The following is a 15,052-nucleotide window of genomic DNA, read 5'->3' as shown; positions in this document are numbered from 1 at the left end:
CCAAAAGGAAAGAAGCGGGCCGACCGCGCTATCATGCTGCGTCGTTGACAAGATACGGCGTATTTCTATCCCAATGTCCAGCTTACGATTGCATGTTGCCTCCGTGGCCGGGACGGTCGCGGCGTTCGTCCTTTTTCTCTGGATCAATCAGGAAGTCTTCACCCACACGCAATTCGTTCGGGGCGTCAACTGGATCTATCTCCCATCGGGAATCCGGCTCCTCAGCACGCTGCTGCTTGGCGCCGATGGCGCAGTCGGCCTCTTCATTGCGGGCATCCTGGTCGACTTCCTCTACTTCTTCCCGCATGACCCCGTCCGCGCGCTTGCGGGCGCCGTCATTGGCACGGTTGCACCCTATGCGGTCTACCGGCTGGCGCTGGAGCGATATGATCTACAAGCTTCGCTGGCCAATCTCACGCCGAAGCGGCTTCTCGTTCTGGCTGTCGTGTTTTCGCTTGCGAACCCGCTGTTGCATCACATCTGGTTCGCATTGCAGGGAGAGACCCAAGGCATTGTCGAAAGCTTCTTCATGATGTTTGCGGGCGATCTTTCCGGTGCGCTGATCACGCTGTACCTCATGAAGGCTCTGCTGGCGTTGCTGCCGAAGCAACCGGGCAATTCGCGAATGGAGAATGGCATGTTCAGCGTCCGCTCGGCACTGAGCAGGGCTTACAACAACCAGTTGGCGCAATAGGTTCTAGACGGCGCCCTTCGGATGCGACGAGGTTCCGGCCGTATCGGCTGCATAGCCGGCACGGCCAGCCACCGTGCGCTTGTGCGTGCTCATTCCGACTTTGCAGGTGTCAATGAAACATCGCCTGTGTCGAAGTCATAAAACAAGCTTGAGCCTATCCGATCGAAGCTGCGAGACGCTGCTCGAAGGCGGCTGTCTCGCCTTTTCGCAAAGTCAATCTGTTCCTCACCGACTTGACTCCAAGCACGCGCCTTGCTGCATTGCCAGCGCGTGAGATCTGCCAGCTCTCCGGTACGGTCCCTGTGAGCGTGACGACGCCCAGGCGCGCCCTGATGTGAATGTCTGAATCGTCCATTTCGGGTACGCGCCTCAAGGCGCGGCGAACGTCGCGAATCACGTCAGTATCCGCCCTGCTTCCTGGCGGCGACGTCGAGACCGCCACGATATGTGCCGCTGTGTCCGCTGGCGTGCCCCAACGGGTCTGCGCGTTCGCACAGGTCGCGCCACTCGCAATGGCCACAGCCAACATCGCGCCGCTTATTCTGCTCGCACCGTTTATGTTCATGCATCCTCCTTCGGGTTCTGTCAGCCTGGCAGTGGAAAGACAGAGGAGTTGGGCGTGTCCCTATCGTCCCGGACGCAATCGACGGATTATGCGCTCACTTGCGTGAGCGGCCGCCTCGACGAACACGGAGCCTGCGCCTCCCGAGTTCGCCTGCGTTATCTGCGTATCTTACGCAACTCCGTCAACGTGACAATACCCGGCGGCACAAGCGAGGAATCTATTTTCACGAGTCTCACGACTCGCCAGCATGAAACGTACGTTTGCCCGGCGATTCTCAGCGTGCCCAGTCGGTGGCGAGAACCAGGGCGTCAACCGCCATGACGCCCTCGCGCATCACCATGACCGGATTGGCCTCCGCTTCGACCACGCAGATGCCGTCGAGCGTGGCGAGCTTCGACATCGCCACGACGGCGTCGGCAAGCGCATCCAGGTCGCCGCGCGGCTTGCCGCGATAGCCCGCGAACGCGCGCAGCCCCTTCACCTGGGCGATCATCGCGAGCGCCTCGCCGCGTTCGACAGGCGCAAGACGCAGCGCGCGGTCGCGATACAGCTCCGTGTAAATCCCTCCTGCCGCCAGCATCACGACCGGGCCGACCTGGGGATCGCGCCGCAAGCCGATCAGCGCTTCGCCAATGCCCTTCGTCATCGGCTGCACGAGCACCCGCTCGACGGCGACGGCCGGCGCATGACGCGCCACGTTCGCGACGATGCGCGCGATCGCCTCGCGCAACTGCGCTTCGTTCTCGATGCCGAGTTCGACGCCGCCCACATCGGTCTTGTGCGGCAATTGCGCGGAGAGGACCTTGACCGCCAGCGGATACGGCAGGGCTGCGGGAAGATCGGCGCCTGGGCGCGCGTCGAGCGCGATTGCCGGCGCGTGCGGCATGCCAGTTCGCGCGAGCAGCGCATAGGCTTCGAGTTCATCGAGCAGCACGGGCTGGCGTTGCGCGTTCTCTTCGCCGACTTGCGACGATGCGCGAAGGCGAGGTTTAGGCGCACGGCGCGAAGCGGCGCTCGCAATCGCATCGGCGCAGGCTTCGGGCGTGCGAAAGCACGGCACGCCCGCCTCGGTCAGACGAAGCAGCGCGGCGGGCGCTTCGGGCACGACGAACGCCGCGAGCGGCAGCAGATGCGGATCGTTCGCGCCACTGTCGATCACGGGGCGCACCGCGAGTTCGGGCGCATAGCGCGCCGACGATCCGGCCACCGCGATGACCAGATCGAACTCGGGCGCCGCGCGCAGCACGCGCAGGGCGGCGCTCATCACGTCGTAGCGGGTGCCCGCGAGCGTGAGGTCGACGATGCGCCCTTTCGACACCGCCACACCCGCGTCGGCGAGTCGTTCGAACGTTTCGTCGCTGGGCTGCGCGACCTCGATGTTTCGGACTCCGAGTTGATCGACGACCATCGCCGCACCACCGCCCGTCGTCGTGACGACAGCCACGCGCGGCGTGCGCGGCGCATCGTCCGCACGCGGCAACGCCATCTGGCGCAAGAGCGGCAATGCTTCGAGAAACGCCTCGAGTGTTTCCACGCGCGCGATGCCGCAGGCCTTGAAAAACGCGTCGGCGACGTCGTCCTCGCCCGCGAGCGCGCCGGTGTGCGAAACCGCCAGCTCGGCGGCCGCCTGCGAGCGCCCGAGCTTGTAGGCCACTATGGGCTTGCCGCGCGCGGCGGCCGCGAGTGCGAAATCGCGCAGCTTGTCGGCGTGGCGCAGCGTTTCGAGGAACAGCATATAGCCCGTGATGTACGGGTCGTCGAGTGTCGCGGCGCACAGCTCGCCTACGCTCAAATCGACCTCGTTGCCCACCGATACGAGCCCCGCAAAGCCCACGCCCTTCTCCTTGCCGCGCGATAGCAGCCCACCGATCATGCTGCCGCTATGCGACGCCACGAACACGCCACCCACCGGCAGATCGGGCTCCGCAAACGCCGCGTTCGCCGTGAGCACCAGCTTCTTGCGTACGTTCACCATGCCCATGCCGCTCGGCCCCAGCACACGGATGCCGGTGCGCGCAGCGATCTCGCGCACGCGCTGCTCGCGCGCCTGCCCTTGTGACCCGGTCTCCGAAAAGCCCGCCGCGAGGATGGTCGCGACCGGCACGCCGAAGCGCGCGCATTCTTCGAGTGCTTCCAGTGCCGCGTCGGTGGGCGTGAGGATGAACGCATGCTCGGGCACTTCGGGCAGATCTGCGAGGCTGCGCCACGCGCGCTCGCCCTGCACCGTGTCGCGATTCGCGTTGACCGGATACACGCGCCCCGCATAGCCCGCCTGGCGGATGAATCGCAGCGGCCTGCCCGCCGTTTTCGCCGGGTCGTCGGATGCGCCGATCAGCGCGACGCTTGCGGGTGCCAGCACACAGCGCGCGAGTGATGCGTTGCTCACGCCGGCCTTCGTGCTCGTTGCCATCGTGTCCATTGTCTCCATCATCGTTTCGTTATCCTTTATTTTTACTTGCGCGGGTCGAAGCGGCGTTCGAAGACGTTCTCCGCGATGCGGTTCTTGAGCATCTCGATCGATCCGCCAGCGATCATCCAGCCGCGCGTGCGGCGCACGCAGTATTCGACGAGCGACTCCTGGCTGTAGCCCATGCCACCCATGACCTGCAACGCTTCGTTGGCCACTTCGAAGCCCGCGAGATTACAGGCGAGCTTCGCGAGCGCCGTGTCGTGAGGCGAAGGCAACGCGTCCCGCGCCACGTTCGCCGCGCGATAGAGCAGCAGTTGCGCGGCTTCGAGCTTGAGCGCCATGTCGGCGAACTTCCACTGAATGCCCTGAAACTCGCAGAGCGCATGGCCGAACTGCTCGCGTATTTGCGCATGCTCGCGCGCGAGGTTGAACGCGTGACGGCCGAGCGCGAGCGCACGCGACGCGTTGCCCACGCGCTCCACGTTGAAGCCCGCAATCTGCTTCTTGAAGCCGCCTGGGCCCAGCAGCACGTTTTCGGCGGGGATGCGGCATTCCTCCATATAGAGCTGCGACCACGGCTCACCGCTCATGAAACACGAGGGATTGCCCACCGTGAAGCCCGGCGTGCCCTTCTCGATGAGCACCGAGCCGATATTGCCCGTGCCCGGCCCGAAGCGGCAGTAGACGAGAAAGAGCTCCGCTTCGGGGCTGTGCGTCGAAAAGATCTTGGTGCCGTCTATCACGTATTCGTCGCCGTCCTGGCGCGCCGTCGTGCGCAGCTCCGTCACCGCCGAGCCCGCGCCCGGCTCGGTCATGCCGAGCGCAATCACCTTTCGGCCGCCCAACAGATCCTTCAGGTAACGGCGCTTTTGCTCCGCGCTCGCATACTCGACGAAAGTGCGAATCGGGCCGAAATTGCCGGCCTGCATCACGTCTGCGCTCTTCGGGCAGACGAGCGCAATCTCCTGGATCGCGATCACGGCGTCCATCAACGTACCGCCCTGGCCGCCATCGGCCTCCTCCATCGTAATGCCGAGCAGCCCCTGTTCGGCGAGCAGCCGCGCAACGTCGAACGCGTAGCCGGGCTCATGCGCGCGGCGCAGCGCGCCTTCGGCGAGCGTGTCTTTCGCGAAGCGGCGCACGGCGTCGGCGAAGGCGGTCTGCTCCTCAGTGAACTGGAAATTCATGTGTCTCCTCTTTGCGGCCTCGTGCCTGTTCATCGTCAGGCCATTATTGCGAGGCCGCGATTGACACACTACTTCGCATACGGTACGTTGCTGTGAGTTTTTTGCACATCACATCCTTCCCGTCGCCGCTGCCGTTTCCATGGCCCGCACCGTTCCGCCGCTCAATCCCCTGTACGTGTTCGACGCCGTCGCGCGTCTTGGCAGCCTCACCAAAGCCGCCGCCGAACTGTGCGTCACGCACTCGGCAGTGAGCCGTCAACTCGCCACACTCGAACAATATCTGGGTGTGACGCTGTTCGAGCGCGAGCCGCGCGGCGTCAAGCTCACGAAAGTGGGCGCGACCTATCACAAGGCGGTGGGACCCGCGTTCGCGGGAATTGCCGCAGCGACGGAAAACATCGTGGGCACGGCGGAGGGCGAGCCGCTGCGGCTCAACGTCTACACCACGTTCGCGGCGAAGTGGCTGATGCACCGGCTGCAGCGTTTCGAGCAGCGGCATCCGGGCATTTCGGTCGAAATCAGCACGACGGTCGCGCCGATGAATTTCAACGAAGTGGAAGCCGATGCGGCCATCCAGTTCGGCGACGGCAACTGGCCTGGCATCGCAAGCGAACACCTCTTTGACGACGTCATCGAACCGGTTTGCAGTCCGGCATTGCTGCGCAAAGGACCCGCGCTCGAATCGATCGCGGATCTCGCGCACCACCGGCTGCTGCAATCACGCTATCGGCGGCGCGACTGGTTCGACTGGCTCACGGCTGTGGGCCATGGCGACCTGGAGACTCTCGTGAAGCAGCAGCGCGGCGGCTTCCAGAACTCGCTGCTGGCGTATCAGGCGGCCATCGAGGGGCTCGGCGTGGCGATGGGGCAAACGCGCCTGCTCGCCAACGACATCGCGGCGGGCACGCTCGTGTGTCCGTTCAACCGGCCGCTGCGGCGCGAACTCGGCTACTACCTGCTGATGCCCGAGGGCCGTTATCCGTCGCGCAAGCTCGCCGCGTTTCGCTCATGGCTGCTCGACGAAATCGCAGCCATGCCGGCCGTCGGTAAAACAGGTTAGCGATCCGGATCATTCCGCGTGCGCGTGCTGTGCGGCAAGCTTCGCAAGCGCAAGGTCCGCGACGCGCGATTCGTCGATTCGCCACAACTTGTCGAGCAGCGCTCGCGCGGCCTGCGCGCCGATTACGGGCGCCGCGAGTTCGGTGAATTTGGCGTCGAGCTCGGCGTCGCTGAGCGGCGCTTCGGGGTCGCCGCGACGGTACGGGGCGAACGCCTCGACCGTGCGGCCATCGTCGAGCGTAATCGCAACGCGCGCGGCGCGCTGTTTCGGAAACGCCGCCGTCAGCGCGGGATCCGCGATCAATTCCACCTTCTGCATCAGCGCGCGCAGCGGCGCTTGCGCAAGCCGCTGCGGCTCGAACGCGCTCAGCCGCACCGATCCATGGTGGGCCGCATGGCTCAACACGTAAGGCAGGCTGAAGCGCGCCTCGAAGGCCGTCTGCGGATCGCGGATGCCGGCCACGTCGAGCGCCGCCGCGTACGTGCGGACCACGATCGTGCGGATGGCCCGCGCGTCGAAGCCGTGCTCGCACTGCAGTTCCAGCAACGCGTCGATGGCCGCGAACGTGTGGCCGCAGCAGCCGTGATTTTTCTGCGTGATGCGCTCGATGTTGAAACGCTCGCCAAGCCCCTGCGTCACCTCGCTCCAGTCCGGCGAGTCGCACAGCGCCGCGCCGAAGCCCGCCGCGCCTTCGAGAATGTCGGCCACGCCGGTCACGCCCGCCGCCGCGCCCAGCGCGGCGCGCACGCCTACCTCGGCCGCGTGGCCCGCGTGCAGCGCCTTGGTCATGGCGTCGGAGCGGAACGCCTGCTGCAGCCCCGAGGCGAAGCTCGCCGCCGTGGCCATCGCGTTGAGTGCCACGTCGCGCGAGCCGGGCGCGGCAAGGACGGCACCTGCCGCCGCGGCGCCGAAGCAGCCCACTGTGCCGGTCGTGTGGAAATAGCGGTAATGCGCGGGCTGTACCGCCGCGCCGATGCGCGTCGAGACCTCGTAGCCCGCGACGATCGCCTTGAGCAATTGCGCACCGTTCGCGTTGCGGTCTTCGGCGAGCGCAAGCGCGGCGGCCACGGTCGGGCAGCCCGGATGATAGACGGCGTCGCGAAAGATATCGTCGAACTCCACGGCGTGCGAGGTGCTGCCGTTGATCCACGCGGCGGTGACAGGAAACGCACTCGTTGCCGCGCCCGGCAGACTCGCGCGGCCGTAGCCGAGCTCCTCCTCGTGCGCACGCCGCAGTTGCACAGCGGGTGCCGTGCGCGTGCCGGGCAGCAGCGCGGCGAACCAGTCGATCAGCGCCCGTTTCGCGGCTTGACGGACGGGCGGCGGCAGATCCGCCTGCGCCTGGGCGGCGACGTATTGTGCAAACGTGTCGAGAATCATCTGAAAAATCCTGGTTCGTTGGAAGGCGGAGCAAGGCGGCCGCCGCGCACGCGCGTGAGGAACGCGCCAAGGTTTTCGTTGAACCACCCGGCGGCTTCGAATGGCAGCCAATGCGCTGCTGGATACAGCGCTGCGGCATGACGTGTGGAAAGCGCCTCGATGAAGCTCGCGCGCGCTTCGAGTTCGTGCGCCTGATGCGGATCACGCGAACCGAGCGCGAGCCAGACCGGCGCGCGCACGCGTTCGAGCAAACCGCGCGTGGGATTCGAGCGCGCGATGGGACGCGTGAGCACGCGCGTCGCTCGCACGTGATCGGCGACGACGCGGCACAACCCGGGCGTGACGAGTGCGGCGTCGCTCAGCATGATCTGGGCGAGCGAGACGCGCACGCCAGCGACGAGGCCTTCGGCCTTCGCGGCCCGCGAGGCGCTCGCCTGGCCGTCGGCGAGGCGAGCGGAGACCGGCCCCATGCCCGCCGGATTGACGATGGCGAGCGAGCGCACCCGTTGCGGACTCTGCACCGCCATCTGCGCGGCCACGCACGCGCCGAACGAGAACGCGGCGATGTCGGTCTCGCCAATGCCGAGCCGGTCGAGCAGCGCGAACAATTCGTCCGCCGCGACCGCCAGCGAGAATTCGCGCTGCGGCGTCGTGCTGCGCCCGAAGCCCGGCAGATCCGGCGCGATCACGCGGGCATGCGCGGCGAACGCCTCGACGTTGCGCATCCAGTGATACCAGCCGCCGTGGCCGCCGTGTATCAGCAGGAGCGGTTCGCCCGCGCCCAGATCGAGATGGCTCAGCGCGCATTCGCCGGCCCGGGTCGTCGTGGCGGCAGCCGCGAGGCGGGCGTACGGCGTGTCGATCATGCGCGCGGCTCTTGTGCGTCGAGCGCGATTCCGCGCGTTTCCTTCATCAATATGTACGTCAGCAGACTGACAGCCGATCCTGCGCACACGTAGAGAAGGAAGAGATTCTCCTGCTGACGCCCTTGCAGCCAGGTCATCAGGTACGGTGTCGTGCCGCCCAGCACCGCGACCACGAGATTGAACGGCAGGCCAATGCCGAGTGAGCGGATTTCGGCGCCGAACAGCTCCGCCATGAGCGCGGGTGCGATCGCCGTATAGAGCGCGTAGAGCACGATGCCGAACAGCTCCACCCAGGCGATCGACCAGAACGTGTCGCCGACCGAAAGCACGACGGGATAGAGGAACAGCGTGTAGGCAGCCGCCATGACGATCAGTTGCGGCCGACGTCCGAACCGGTCGGAAAGCCGGCCGAAGAGCGGCTGCACCGCGGTGAATACGATCAGGCTCAGGGTGCTGGCCGCATAGGCGGTCGCGGGCGCGGCGCCCGAGCGGTGGATCGCATAAACCGGCACGTAGACGATGAACAGATAGAACGCGAACGCGCCCAGCACGCTCGTGCCGACGAGCGTCCACGTGGGCTTTGCGTACTGCGTGAACAGCACGCGCACCGAACCCTTGCGTGCCGTCCGGCGGCCGGCGGTACGGCGGAATGCCTCCGTTTCCTCGACGCGCGTGCGCAGCCAGTAGCCGAACAGCCCGCCCAGCGCGCCGATCAGGAACGGAATGCGCCAGCCGAACGCGGCCATCTGCGCGTGCGTGAGCACGGTCGTGAGCAGCCACGCAATGCCCGACGCGGCGATCAGGCCAAGGCCCGTACCGAAGAACAGGAAGCTGCCATGGAAGCCGCGCTGGTTGGGCGGCGCGGTCTCGGCGAGGAACGAGCAGGCCGCGGCGAACTCTCCGCCCACCGAGAGACCTTGCAGCAGGCGCGCAAGCGTGGCGACCACGGGCGCGGCGAGCCCGATCGCCGCGTAAGGCGGCAGCACGGCGAGCAGCAGCGAGCCGAGCGCCATCAACGTGACCGAGATCGCGAGCGCGGTGCGGCGGCCATGGCGGTCCGCGATCGCGCCCAGTAGCCAGCCACCAGCCGGGCGCATGACAAAGCCGATCGCATAGACGCCGAACGCGGCGAGCAGCGCCGAACGCTGGTCGGTCGCGGGAAAGAGCTGCGGCCCGAAGAAGATCGCGAAGTTGGCATAGATCGAAAAATCGAACCACTCGATCGCGTGGCCGATGCAGCCGGCCACGCGATTGCGAAGCACGGAACCGGTTGCGCGTAGCGGGCGCGTCGCCACGCTCGATGGGATGTCTGACACGTTGCTGTCTCCTGGTTGGACCTTGCGGTTCCCTGATTCCCGTAGCGCTTCGCGCACGCGGGCGCCGGTCGGGCATGTTGTGGAGACAGTCTGTTGCGCGCGGCTCAGAAAGAACACTTCAAATCGCGCACATCGATGTTCCAAAAAGTCATAGCGGTGCACTCACTGCCGTGTGCCCGCCGGCTTCGGAACCGGGTGCCCGCGGTCCGGAAAGTGACTGTGCCGTGCGATGCCGGAGGTCACCGAAGAGGTCACCGAAGAGGTCACTAAAGAGGCCACCGAATCCGAGCCCATCGAGCCAGGACTACAGATGCGTTCGGCGGCATACCCAGGTGCTTTCCCTCCGCTTGAATGTCGTAATCCGCGGTGTACGATTGAGATTATCGAGATATAGAAATAGAGGTTGCCCCATGGACACGAGCGCAAGGCACGCGACGGCCATCGCGTTACTGGCAGTGGGCTGCGGAGTTTCGGCGGCCTCTCACGCCTATAGCAAGGATGAAGACGCGGCGGCACAAGACCGCGAAGTGCAGGCGGCCTATGACCGTGGCTACAAGGCCGCCAGGGAAGAGTTGGCGCAACAGGCGGCCGCCGCGGCTCCCGCTGCAGCAGCGCCGCGCAAGGCTGTCGGCCCGGCAACGCAGAAGCCCATCCTCGACTTCAAGAACACTTACAGCGACGCGGGCGAGGTCTCGACGGTCATGACCGTGCCAGTCGTGGTCAAGCCGCTGGCCAGTGGGCAAGACGCCCAGGCCGCCGCTGCCGCCGAAGCTCAATCCGAAGCGCCGGCGGACCAGCAGCCGGTGCCCCGCAGCCATGCGCAAGTGCCGGCCAACCATCGCTCCGTCGCGGCGGCGCCTCCCGCGGACGACGACGTTGCCCCGCCGGAGTCGCTGGCGAAGGACGAAGCCGTAGATGAGTCGGAGTCGCCGCGGGCCGCGCAGCAGTACTCGACCGAGAGCCTGCATTACGCCCAACCCGCGCAGCCAGAGGCACAATACGCGCCGCCGCCCGTGGCATCGCGCCCGCCGCCGCAGCCGTATGGCTCTGGCCAGCAGGCGGAGTACACGCAGCAGCAACCCGCCTTTGGGCAGCAGCCGGTCTATCCGCAGCAGCAATCCGCCTATGCGCAGCAGCCGGCGTATCCGCAGCAGTACGCCCAGCAGCAGCCCGTGTATGCGCAACAGCCTGCGTACGCACCGCCCCGGCCCGCCTACTACCCGCCGCCGGCGCCGTACCAGCCGCCGCCGCGCACGCGGTGGGTGTACTGGTCGCCGCAATACGGGCGGTGGATCTACTACTGAGCGACGACTCGTTCACTGCAACGTTGTCGATGCGCCGACTGCTTTCGCCGGATATTCCGTATCCGGCGAAAGCCTGAACTTCGCGAAGCCGCTATCGCCTCCCGTCGAGTGGGATGGCGCCGGGTTCGTGCGCGCTGAATTCCAGCAGTTCGCGCTCGAGCCTGACGACCGCTTCTGCCAACCGCACCGACCTTGCCCGATGCCCGACACGAAATTCAAGGCCCAAATTGAAGGCCCACAAAGATATCGATCCCGTCACCACCGCGGATCGTTCAACTGGCATGTGAGCAAGCAGCCTAGAGCGGACACCGTGCCAACAGAGCCAAGGCCGAATCCCAAGGCGATGTTTTCCGCCGTCGTCGCGCAACCCTGCAGCAGCGATGTTGAAGTCAGCAGCCCTGCGAGCAGGAGATGGCCGAGGATGCGCGAACAGAACGTATGCCGTTGTGACATGGTGCGTTTAGCCGTGGGAGGCTTCTCTTCCGGTACGTGAGCGTGTCAGCATACCGGCGAGGCTGGGTCGCATTCCCAGGAGTAGCGTTCGTCAAGCGAGAGGCCTTACCAGCCCCTTCGAAACGGTAAGGAACCCGCGCGGTCGCTGGCAGGCACAGACGATTTCAGCCCGGCATGCCGGCCCAGTAAGACACGGCGTCCTGCCGGTCAAACACGAAGGTCTTGAGTGCAATCTGGCTCTCCGGGGCGAGCGGATCGAACTCGAGCCCGTGCAGGGTCAGGCCTTCCTGCGGGGTATCGGAGCGGAGATTGCGGATCACGGCGACCGCCTGAAACGTCGCTTGCGCCTCCCCGGCCTCGATCGGGAAAACCACGCAAATGCGCTCGCCGACCTCGCCAATCTTTTGTCCCGCCGCCAGCGACATGCCAAGCACGCTAATGTCACAACCAATGCCGAGACGCTCCAGACTGGAACCGGTCAAATCCACGCCGTAACGCACCGCAAGTTGCGTTCGCACACGAATAGCACGGCGTTCACGCAACCGCCGAATCGTGCCCGGCTCCGACAGCACCAGGTACCTGAACGGATGAGCGCATACCGCCTCGACGGTGCAGACGAGCCAGAACACGGCCTGTGTGGCGATCGCCACGATCTCGACCTGTTCGCCCAGGAACGGCTCCCATGCCGGATTGCCGGATGCGGGAGGCGTCACGAACAGGGCGCCCCCCGAGCGAAAGCCGATCAGACGACACGGCAGCATCTCGCGCCCCATGCCCGCCTGGCTTCGAATGCCAAGCAGCGCACCGATCGCCAGGTTCATGTCGTCCAGCGCCAGCGCCCCCTTCGTTCGATCCGCCGGACCGTTCTGGGCGTTCGCCATGCTCGCCTCTTGCGCCGTGTCCTGATGCGGCTGGAAATGCGCGAAGAGGAAATCCCGCTGCTCGCTGTTCAGCATCCCGCCGGCTGGAAGCAGCATCGTTCCGTCTTGATGAAACACCGCGTGCGGCAGTGGAGTTTCAAGGGGCAACAGCCCTGGATCGGCAAGCGGCTCGAGTATTTTTGAAGCAGCGCCGCTGTTATGCGCGGGAAAGTGCATGGTCGCGAGTCTTGGCTTATTAGTTAATTTTCAGTGCCCTTATTTTTACCGATATCGAGTAACGGATGTTAAAAAAACCGCGCCGATAATCCGGGAATATCGAAATATGTCAATCGCATAATGCGGGCGAAAGCCCATCTTGATCCGGCGGCCCTCGGCCCGACCAGTTCGCCCGACACGTAAATCGGCCGCCGGGATGGATTGAGCGGCTAGATCGCAGGTAGAAGCCGCCGGTTTGGCGGCGGCCTTACGCGCAAAGCGCCGCGGCGTCGTCGGGAACGCTCCGGCGCGCCTTCGCCTGAGCCACGCCCAGTTCAGACGACAGCACCACGCCGTTCCTCGCAGCCGTGATCTCCGCCAGGATCGAGATCGCGATTTCCGGCGGCGTGGGCTGCCAATATAGATGCCCGCAGGTCCATGCAGGCGCGCGATTCGTGCGTCGTCCAGATCGAACAGCCGCAAGCGCTCGCGACGCGCCGCATTGTTGCGCCGCGAGCCGAGAGCGCCGACATAGAACGCCGGCGTCCTCAGCGCTTCCATGAGCGCGAGATCGTCCAGCTTCGGATCGTGTGTCAGCGCCACGACGGCGCTGCGCGCGTCGATCCGCATTGCCTCGACGGTATCGTCGGGCATCGTATGCACGAGCGTCGCGCCTGCAATGTTCCACTCCTCGCGATACGCCTCGCGCGGATCGCACACCGTCACCGGATAATCGAGCCCAAGCGCGATCCGGCACAAATACGTCAACAGTTGTCCTGCGCCAATCACGAGAAGCCGATAACGCGGTCCGTGTACGGTCGTTAGCGTGCGACCGTCGAACTGCAGAGGCGCCGCTTCGGCGATGGGGCTCAGTTCGAACCCAGGTGACGAGCATCGTCACCGAGATTGCCCAGGCTTCGCGCGAACAGAGCGACGGCATCGAGCAGGTCGGACTCGCGATTACGCAGATGGATGAAGTCACTCAGCAGAACGCGGCACTGGTCGAACAGAGCGCGGCGGCGGCCACCTCGCTCGCCGATCAGGCGCATGCGTTGCGTGAGCTGACTGCCGCGTTCAAAGTGGCACGGCAACGCGCTTGAGCATTCGCCACGCGCGGGGGCTCAGGCAGCGACGAAAACCACTGCCCCCGAATCAGCAACCTGAGTAAACAAACGAACGAAACGATAGGTTTGCGCCTTGATAGCCAGTTCGTTGATTCCCGAGCGAGTGGTCTCCAGGATCGCCTTCACCACCGACTCGCGAATCACCCCCAGACGTGCCCAGTCGGCCTGCGGCTCGCCGGGATCGCCGAGGTAAACATCGCTTTTCCCGCCTTGCGAGCGCACGAAAATCACGCTCCACCCCTTGTCTAACGCCAGCTCGAGATACTCCGACAAGGTAGCCAACGCCTCCGCGTTGACGTCGTGGGCTTCATGGGGGGTCGTATTCATAGGGCGCCCGGAGTCGTTAGTGTCCGTGCACCATCCTACTCTCGCATTGCTTCGAATGCAGCAAATCTGCCCGGAACGCGCGCCGCGAAACGGCCGGGGTATCGGGCGGCCCGCATCCATCGCCTTATCGTGCCCATGGCATGCGATTTGCGGGCCGTAACAGCGCAACACGTACGTCATGTACGTCCCGCGCGTCTATCACTCCGTCACGCGATTTCCCGCTGAATGACCTGCAAGGCGATCCTGAGCGCATTCCCGCGCAAAGCCCGCCTTGCAGCGCGCCTGAATCTGCCCCGGGGCCGGCGAACGGAACGTGAACAGCCCGCCCGCATACGGCTGCTGCTCACGCTCGAACGCCGACAGCCCCTTCCACGCAGTCGACACATACACGGTCTGAAGATCGTCTCCGCCAAACGCGAGCTTCGTTATGTTCGCGCACGGAAACCGTACCTCTCCTACCCGTTCACCTGCGGGCGAATAGCGCTCGATGCGCCAGCCGCCAAATAGCGCGATCCACACGAAGCCTTCCGCGTCGACTGCCATGCCGTCCGGGTAGCCTTCGCCGGAAATCTCGGCGAAAACGCGCTTGCGCGACAACGCGCCATCGGCGGCCACGTCGAATGCGTATACGACGCGGCGCATCGTGTCGCCGTGATACAGCGTGCGGCCGTCCGGACTCATCGCGGGCCCGTTGGTGATCACATACCCGTCGTCCTGCGCGATCAACGCGCCGTCTTCGCTCACGCGATACAGTGTGCCGCTCGGCGCTTGCTCGGCGTTATCCATCGAGCCGAACCACAGGCGTCCGAGCGCGTCGACGAAGCCGTCGTTGAGCCGGTTGCCCGGCAGGTGCGGTTCGACGTCCACCAGTTTGTCGAATTGCCCGCTCGTCGCATCGAAACGGCGTTGTTGCGAAAATCAGGCGTAGAGACGACATGACCTCTGTGCTCTCAATCTCAGGCGATACGGACGGACTGCGGGCGAGCAAGGGCTACCATGCGATTGAGTACACCCGCACGGATCGACACCTCGGTGGCTTGCGAGCCGGTCGCGCGCGCCCACAGACTGGAACCCGTGAGTACCTTGAGCCGGTACATCAAGGTCTCTGCGAGCGATCGCCGGTGGTAGCCGGTCGCCTGCTTCCATTCGCGCCTGCTGCTTCCTTCGATAGCAGCAATAGCTGCATTGCGCCAGGTGGCGCCGGGCGTGCGAGCTGGCCACGGCTTCGCTCCCTCGCGCGGCGGAATCGACGGGCTCGCGCCGCGCGCGGCGATCTGAGCGTGACAAGGC

The 15,052-nt window shown here is 65.4% G+C and carries 11 protein-coding genes and 4 pseudogenes; 4 read left to right on the top strand and 11 right to left on the bottom strand.

Annotation, left to right across the window (positions count from 1 at the left end; all coding sequences use genetic code 11):
- Positions 1-73 precede the first annotated feature (73 nt).
- Positions 74-694, top strand: coding sequence for a hypothetical protein (locus VMJ11_RS00395; RefSeq protein WP_325615785.1), 621 nt, complete (start codon positions 74-76; stop codon positions 692-694).
- Between the two features lie 154 nt (positions 695-848).
- On the opposite strand, the gene VMJ11_RS00390 is transcribed toward VMJ11_RS00395, so the two are convergent.
- The 3 genes from VMJ11_RS00390 to VMJ11_RS00380 form a co-directional block, all read right to left on the bottom strand.
- On the bottom strand, positions 849-1,223 hold the full coding sequence (locus VMJ11_RS00390; RefSeq protein ID WP_325615812.1) for a BON domain-containing protein: 375 nt from the start codon (positions 1,221-1,223) through the stop codon (positions 849-851).
- A 310-nt stretch (positions 1,224-1,533) separates the two neighbouring features.
- Positions 1,534-3,690: an acetate--CoA ligase family protein gene (locus VMJ11_RS00385; RefSeq protein ID WP_325615783.1), complete on the bottom strand. Its 2,157-nt coding sequence runs from the start codon at positions 3,688-3,690 to the stop codon at positions 1,534-1,536.
- Between the two features lie 20 nt (positions 3,691-3,710).
- Complete coding sequence (locus VMJ11_RS00380; RefSeq protein ID WP_325615779.1) at positions 3,711-4,856, bottom strand: acyl-CoA dehydrogenase; 1,146 nt, start codon at positions 4,854-4,856, stop codon at positions 3,711-3,713.
- Positions 4,857-4,995: 139 nt separating this feature from the next.
- Between VMJ11_RS00380 and gcvA the strand changes: the two genes are divergently transcribed.
- Entirely contained in the window at positions 4,996-5,916 is a 921-nt protein-coding gene (gene gcvA, locus VMJ11_RS00375; RefSeq protein WP_325615775.1) for a transcriptional regulator GcvA, read from the top strand.
- Positions 5,917-5,925: 9 nt separating this feature from the next.
- Here the strand turns inward: gcvA and VMJ11_RS00370 are convergent, their stop codons facing one another.
- From VMJ11_RS00370 to VMJ11_RS00360, 3 genes are read right to left on the bottom strand one after another with little or no spacing between them, the layout of a single operon-like run.
- Positions 5,926-7,296, bottom strand: coding sequence for an MmgE/PrpD family protein (locus VMJ11_RS00370; protein ID WP_325615773.1), 1,371 nt, complete (start codon positions 7,294-7,296; stop codon positions 5,926-5,928).
- The gene (locus VMJ11_RS00365) at positions 7,293-8,162 is read right to left on the bottom strand and encodes an alpha/beta fold hydrolase (RefSeq protein WP_325615772.1); all 870 of its coding nucleotides are present in this window, start codon (positions 8,160-8,162) and stop codon (positions 7,293-7,295) included. The genes VMJ11_RS00370 and VMJ11_RS00365 overlap by 4 nt, the downstream gene beginning before the upstream one ends.
- A complete protein-coding gene (locus VMJ11_RS00360) occupies positions 8,159-9,478 on the bottom strand; it encodes an MFS transporter (RefSeq protein ID WP_325615771.1) in 1,320 nt (439 codons plus the stop codon). The genes VMJ11_RS00365 and VMJ11_RS00360 overlap by 4 nt, the downstream gene beginning before the upstream one ends.
- 410 nt (positions 9,479-9,888) lie before the next feature.
- Between VMJ11_RS00360 and VMJ11_RS00355 the strand changes: the two genes are divergently transcribed.
- On the top strand, positions 9,889-10,782 hold the full coding sequence (locus VMJ11_RS00355) for a hypothetical protein (protein WP_325615769.1): 894 nt from the start codon (positions 9,889-9,891) through the stop codon (positions 10,780-10,782).
- A gap of 617 nt (positions 10,783-11,399) precedes the next feature.
- On the opposite strand, the gene VMJ11_RS00350 is transcribed toward VMJ11_RS00355, so the two are convergent.
- Positions 11,400-12,332, bottom strand: coding sequence for a flagellar brake protein (locus VMJ11_RS00350; RefSeq protein WP_325615767.1), 933 nt, complete (start codon positions 12,330-12,332; stop codon positions 11,400-11,402).
- A 247-nt stretch (positions 12,333-12,579) separates the two neighbouring features.
- Positions 12,580-13,157: pseudogene (locus VMJ11_RS00345) on the bottom strand (XdhC family protein); the annotation flags it as partial.
- A gap of 35 nt (positions 13,158-13,192) precedes the next feature.
- Between VMJ11_RS00345 and VMJ11_RS00340 the strand changes: the two are divergent.
- Positions 13,193-13,411, top strand: a pseudogene (locus VMJ11_RS00340) (methyl-accepting chemotaxis protein); the annotation flags it as partial.
- A 21-nt stretch (positions 13,412-13,432) separates the two neighbouring features.
- Here VMJ11_RS00340 and VMJ11_RS00335 read toward each other — a convergent pair.
- From VMJ11_RS00335 to VMJ11_RS00325, 3 genes and pseudogenes are all read right to left on the bottom strand, one after another.
- Positions 13,433-13,762 (bottom strand): hypothetical protein, encoded by a 330-nt coding sequence (locus VMJ11_RS00335; RefSeq protein WP_325615764.1) that lies wholly within the window; start codon positions 13,760-13,762, stop codon positions 13,433-13,435.
- A gap of 198 nt (positions 13,763-13,960) precedes the next feature.
- Positions 13,961-14,665, bottom strand: a pseudogene (locus VMJ11_RS00330) (SMP-30/gluconolactonase/LRE family protein); the annotation flags it as partial.
- 53 nt (positions 14,666-14,718) lie between these two features.
- Positions 14,719-15,052: pseudogene (locus tag VMJ11_RS00325) on the bottom strand (IS5/IS1182 family transposase); the annotation flags it as partial.

Origin of the sequence: Paraburkholderia sp. (assembly GCF_035501035.1) — a bacterium.
GTDB lineage: Bacteria > Pseudomonadota > Gammaproteobacteria > Burkholderiales > Burkholderiaceae > Paraburkholderia.
The sequence above is the reverse complement of the archived record's forward strand: the minus strand, read 5'-3'. Positions and strand labels throughout refer to the sequence as shown.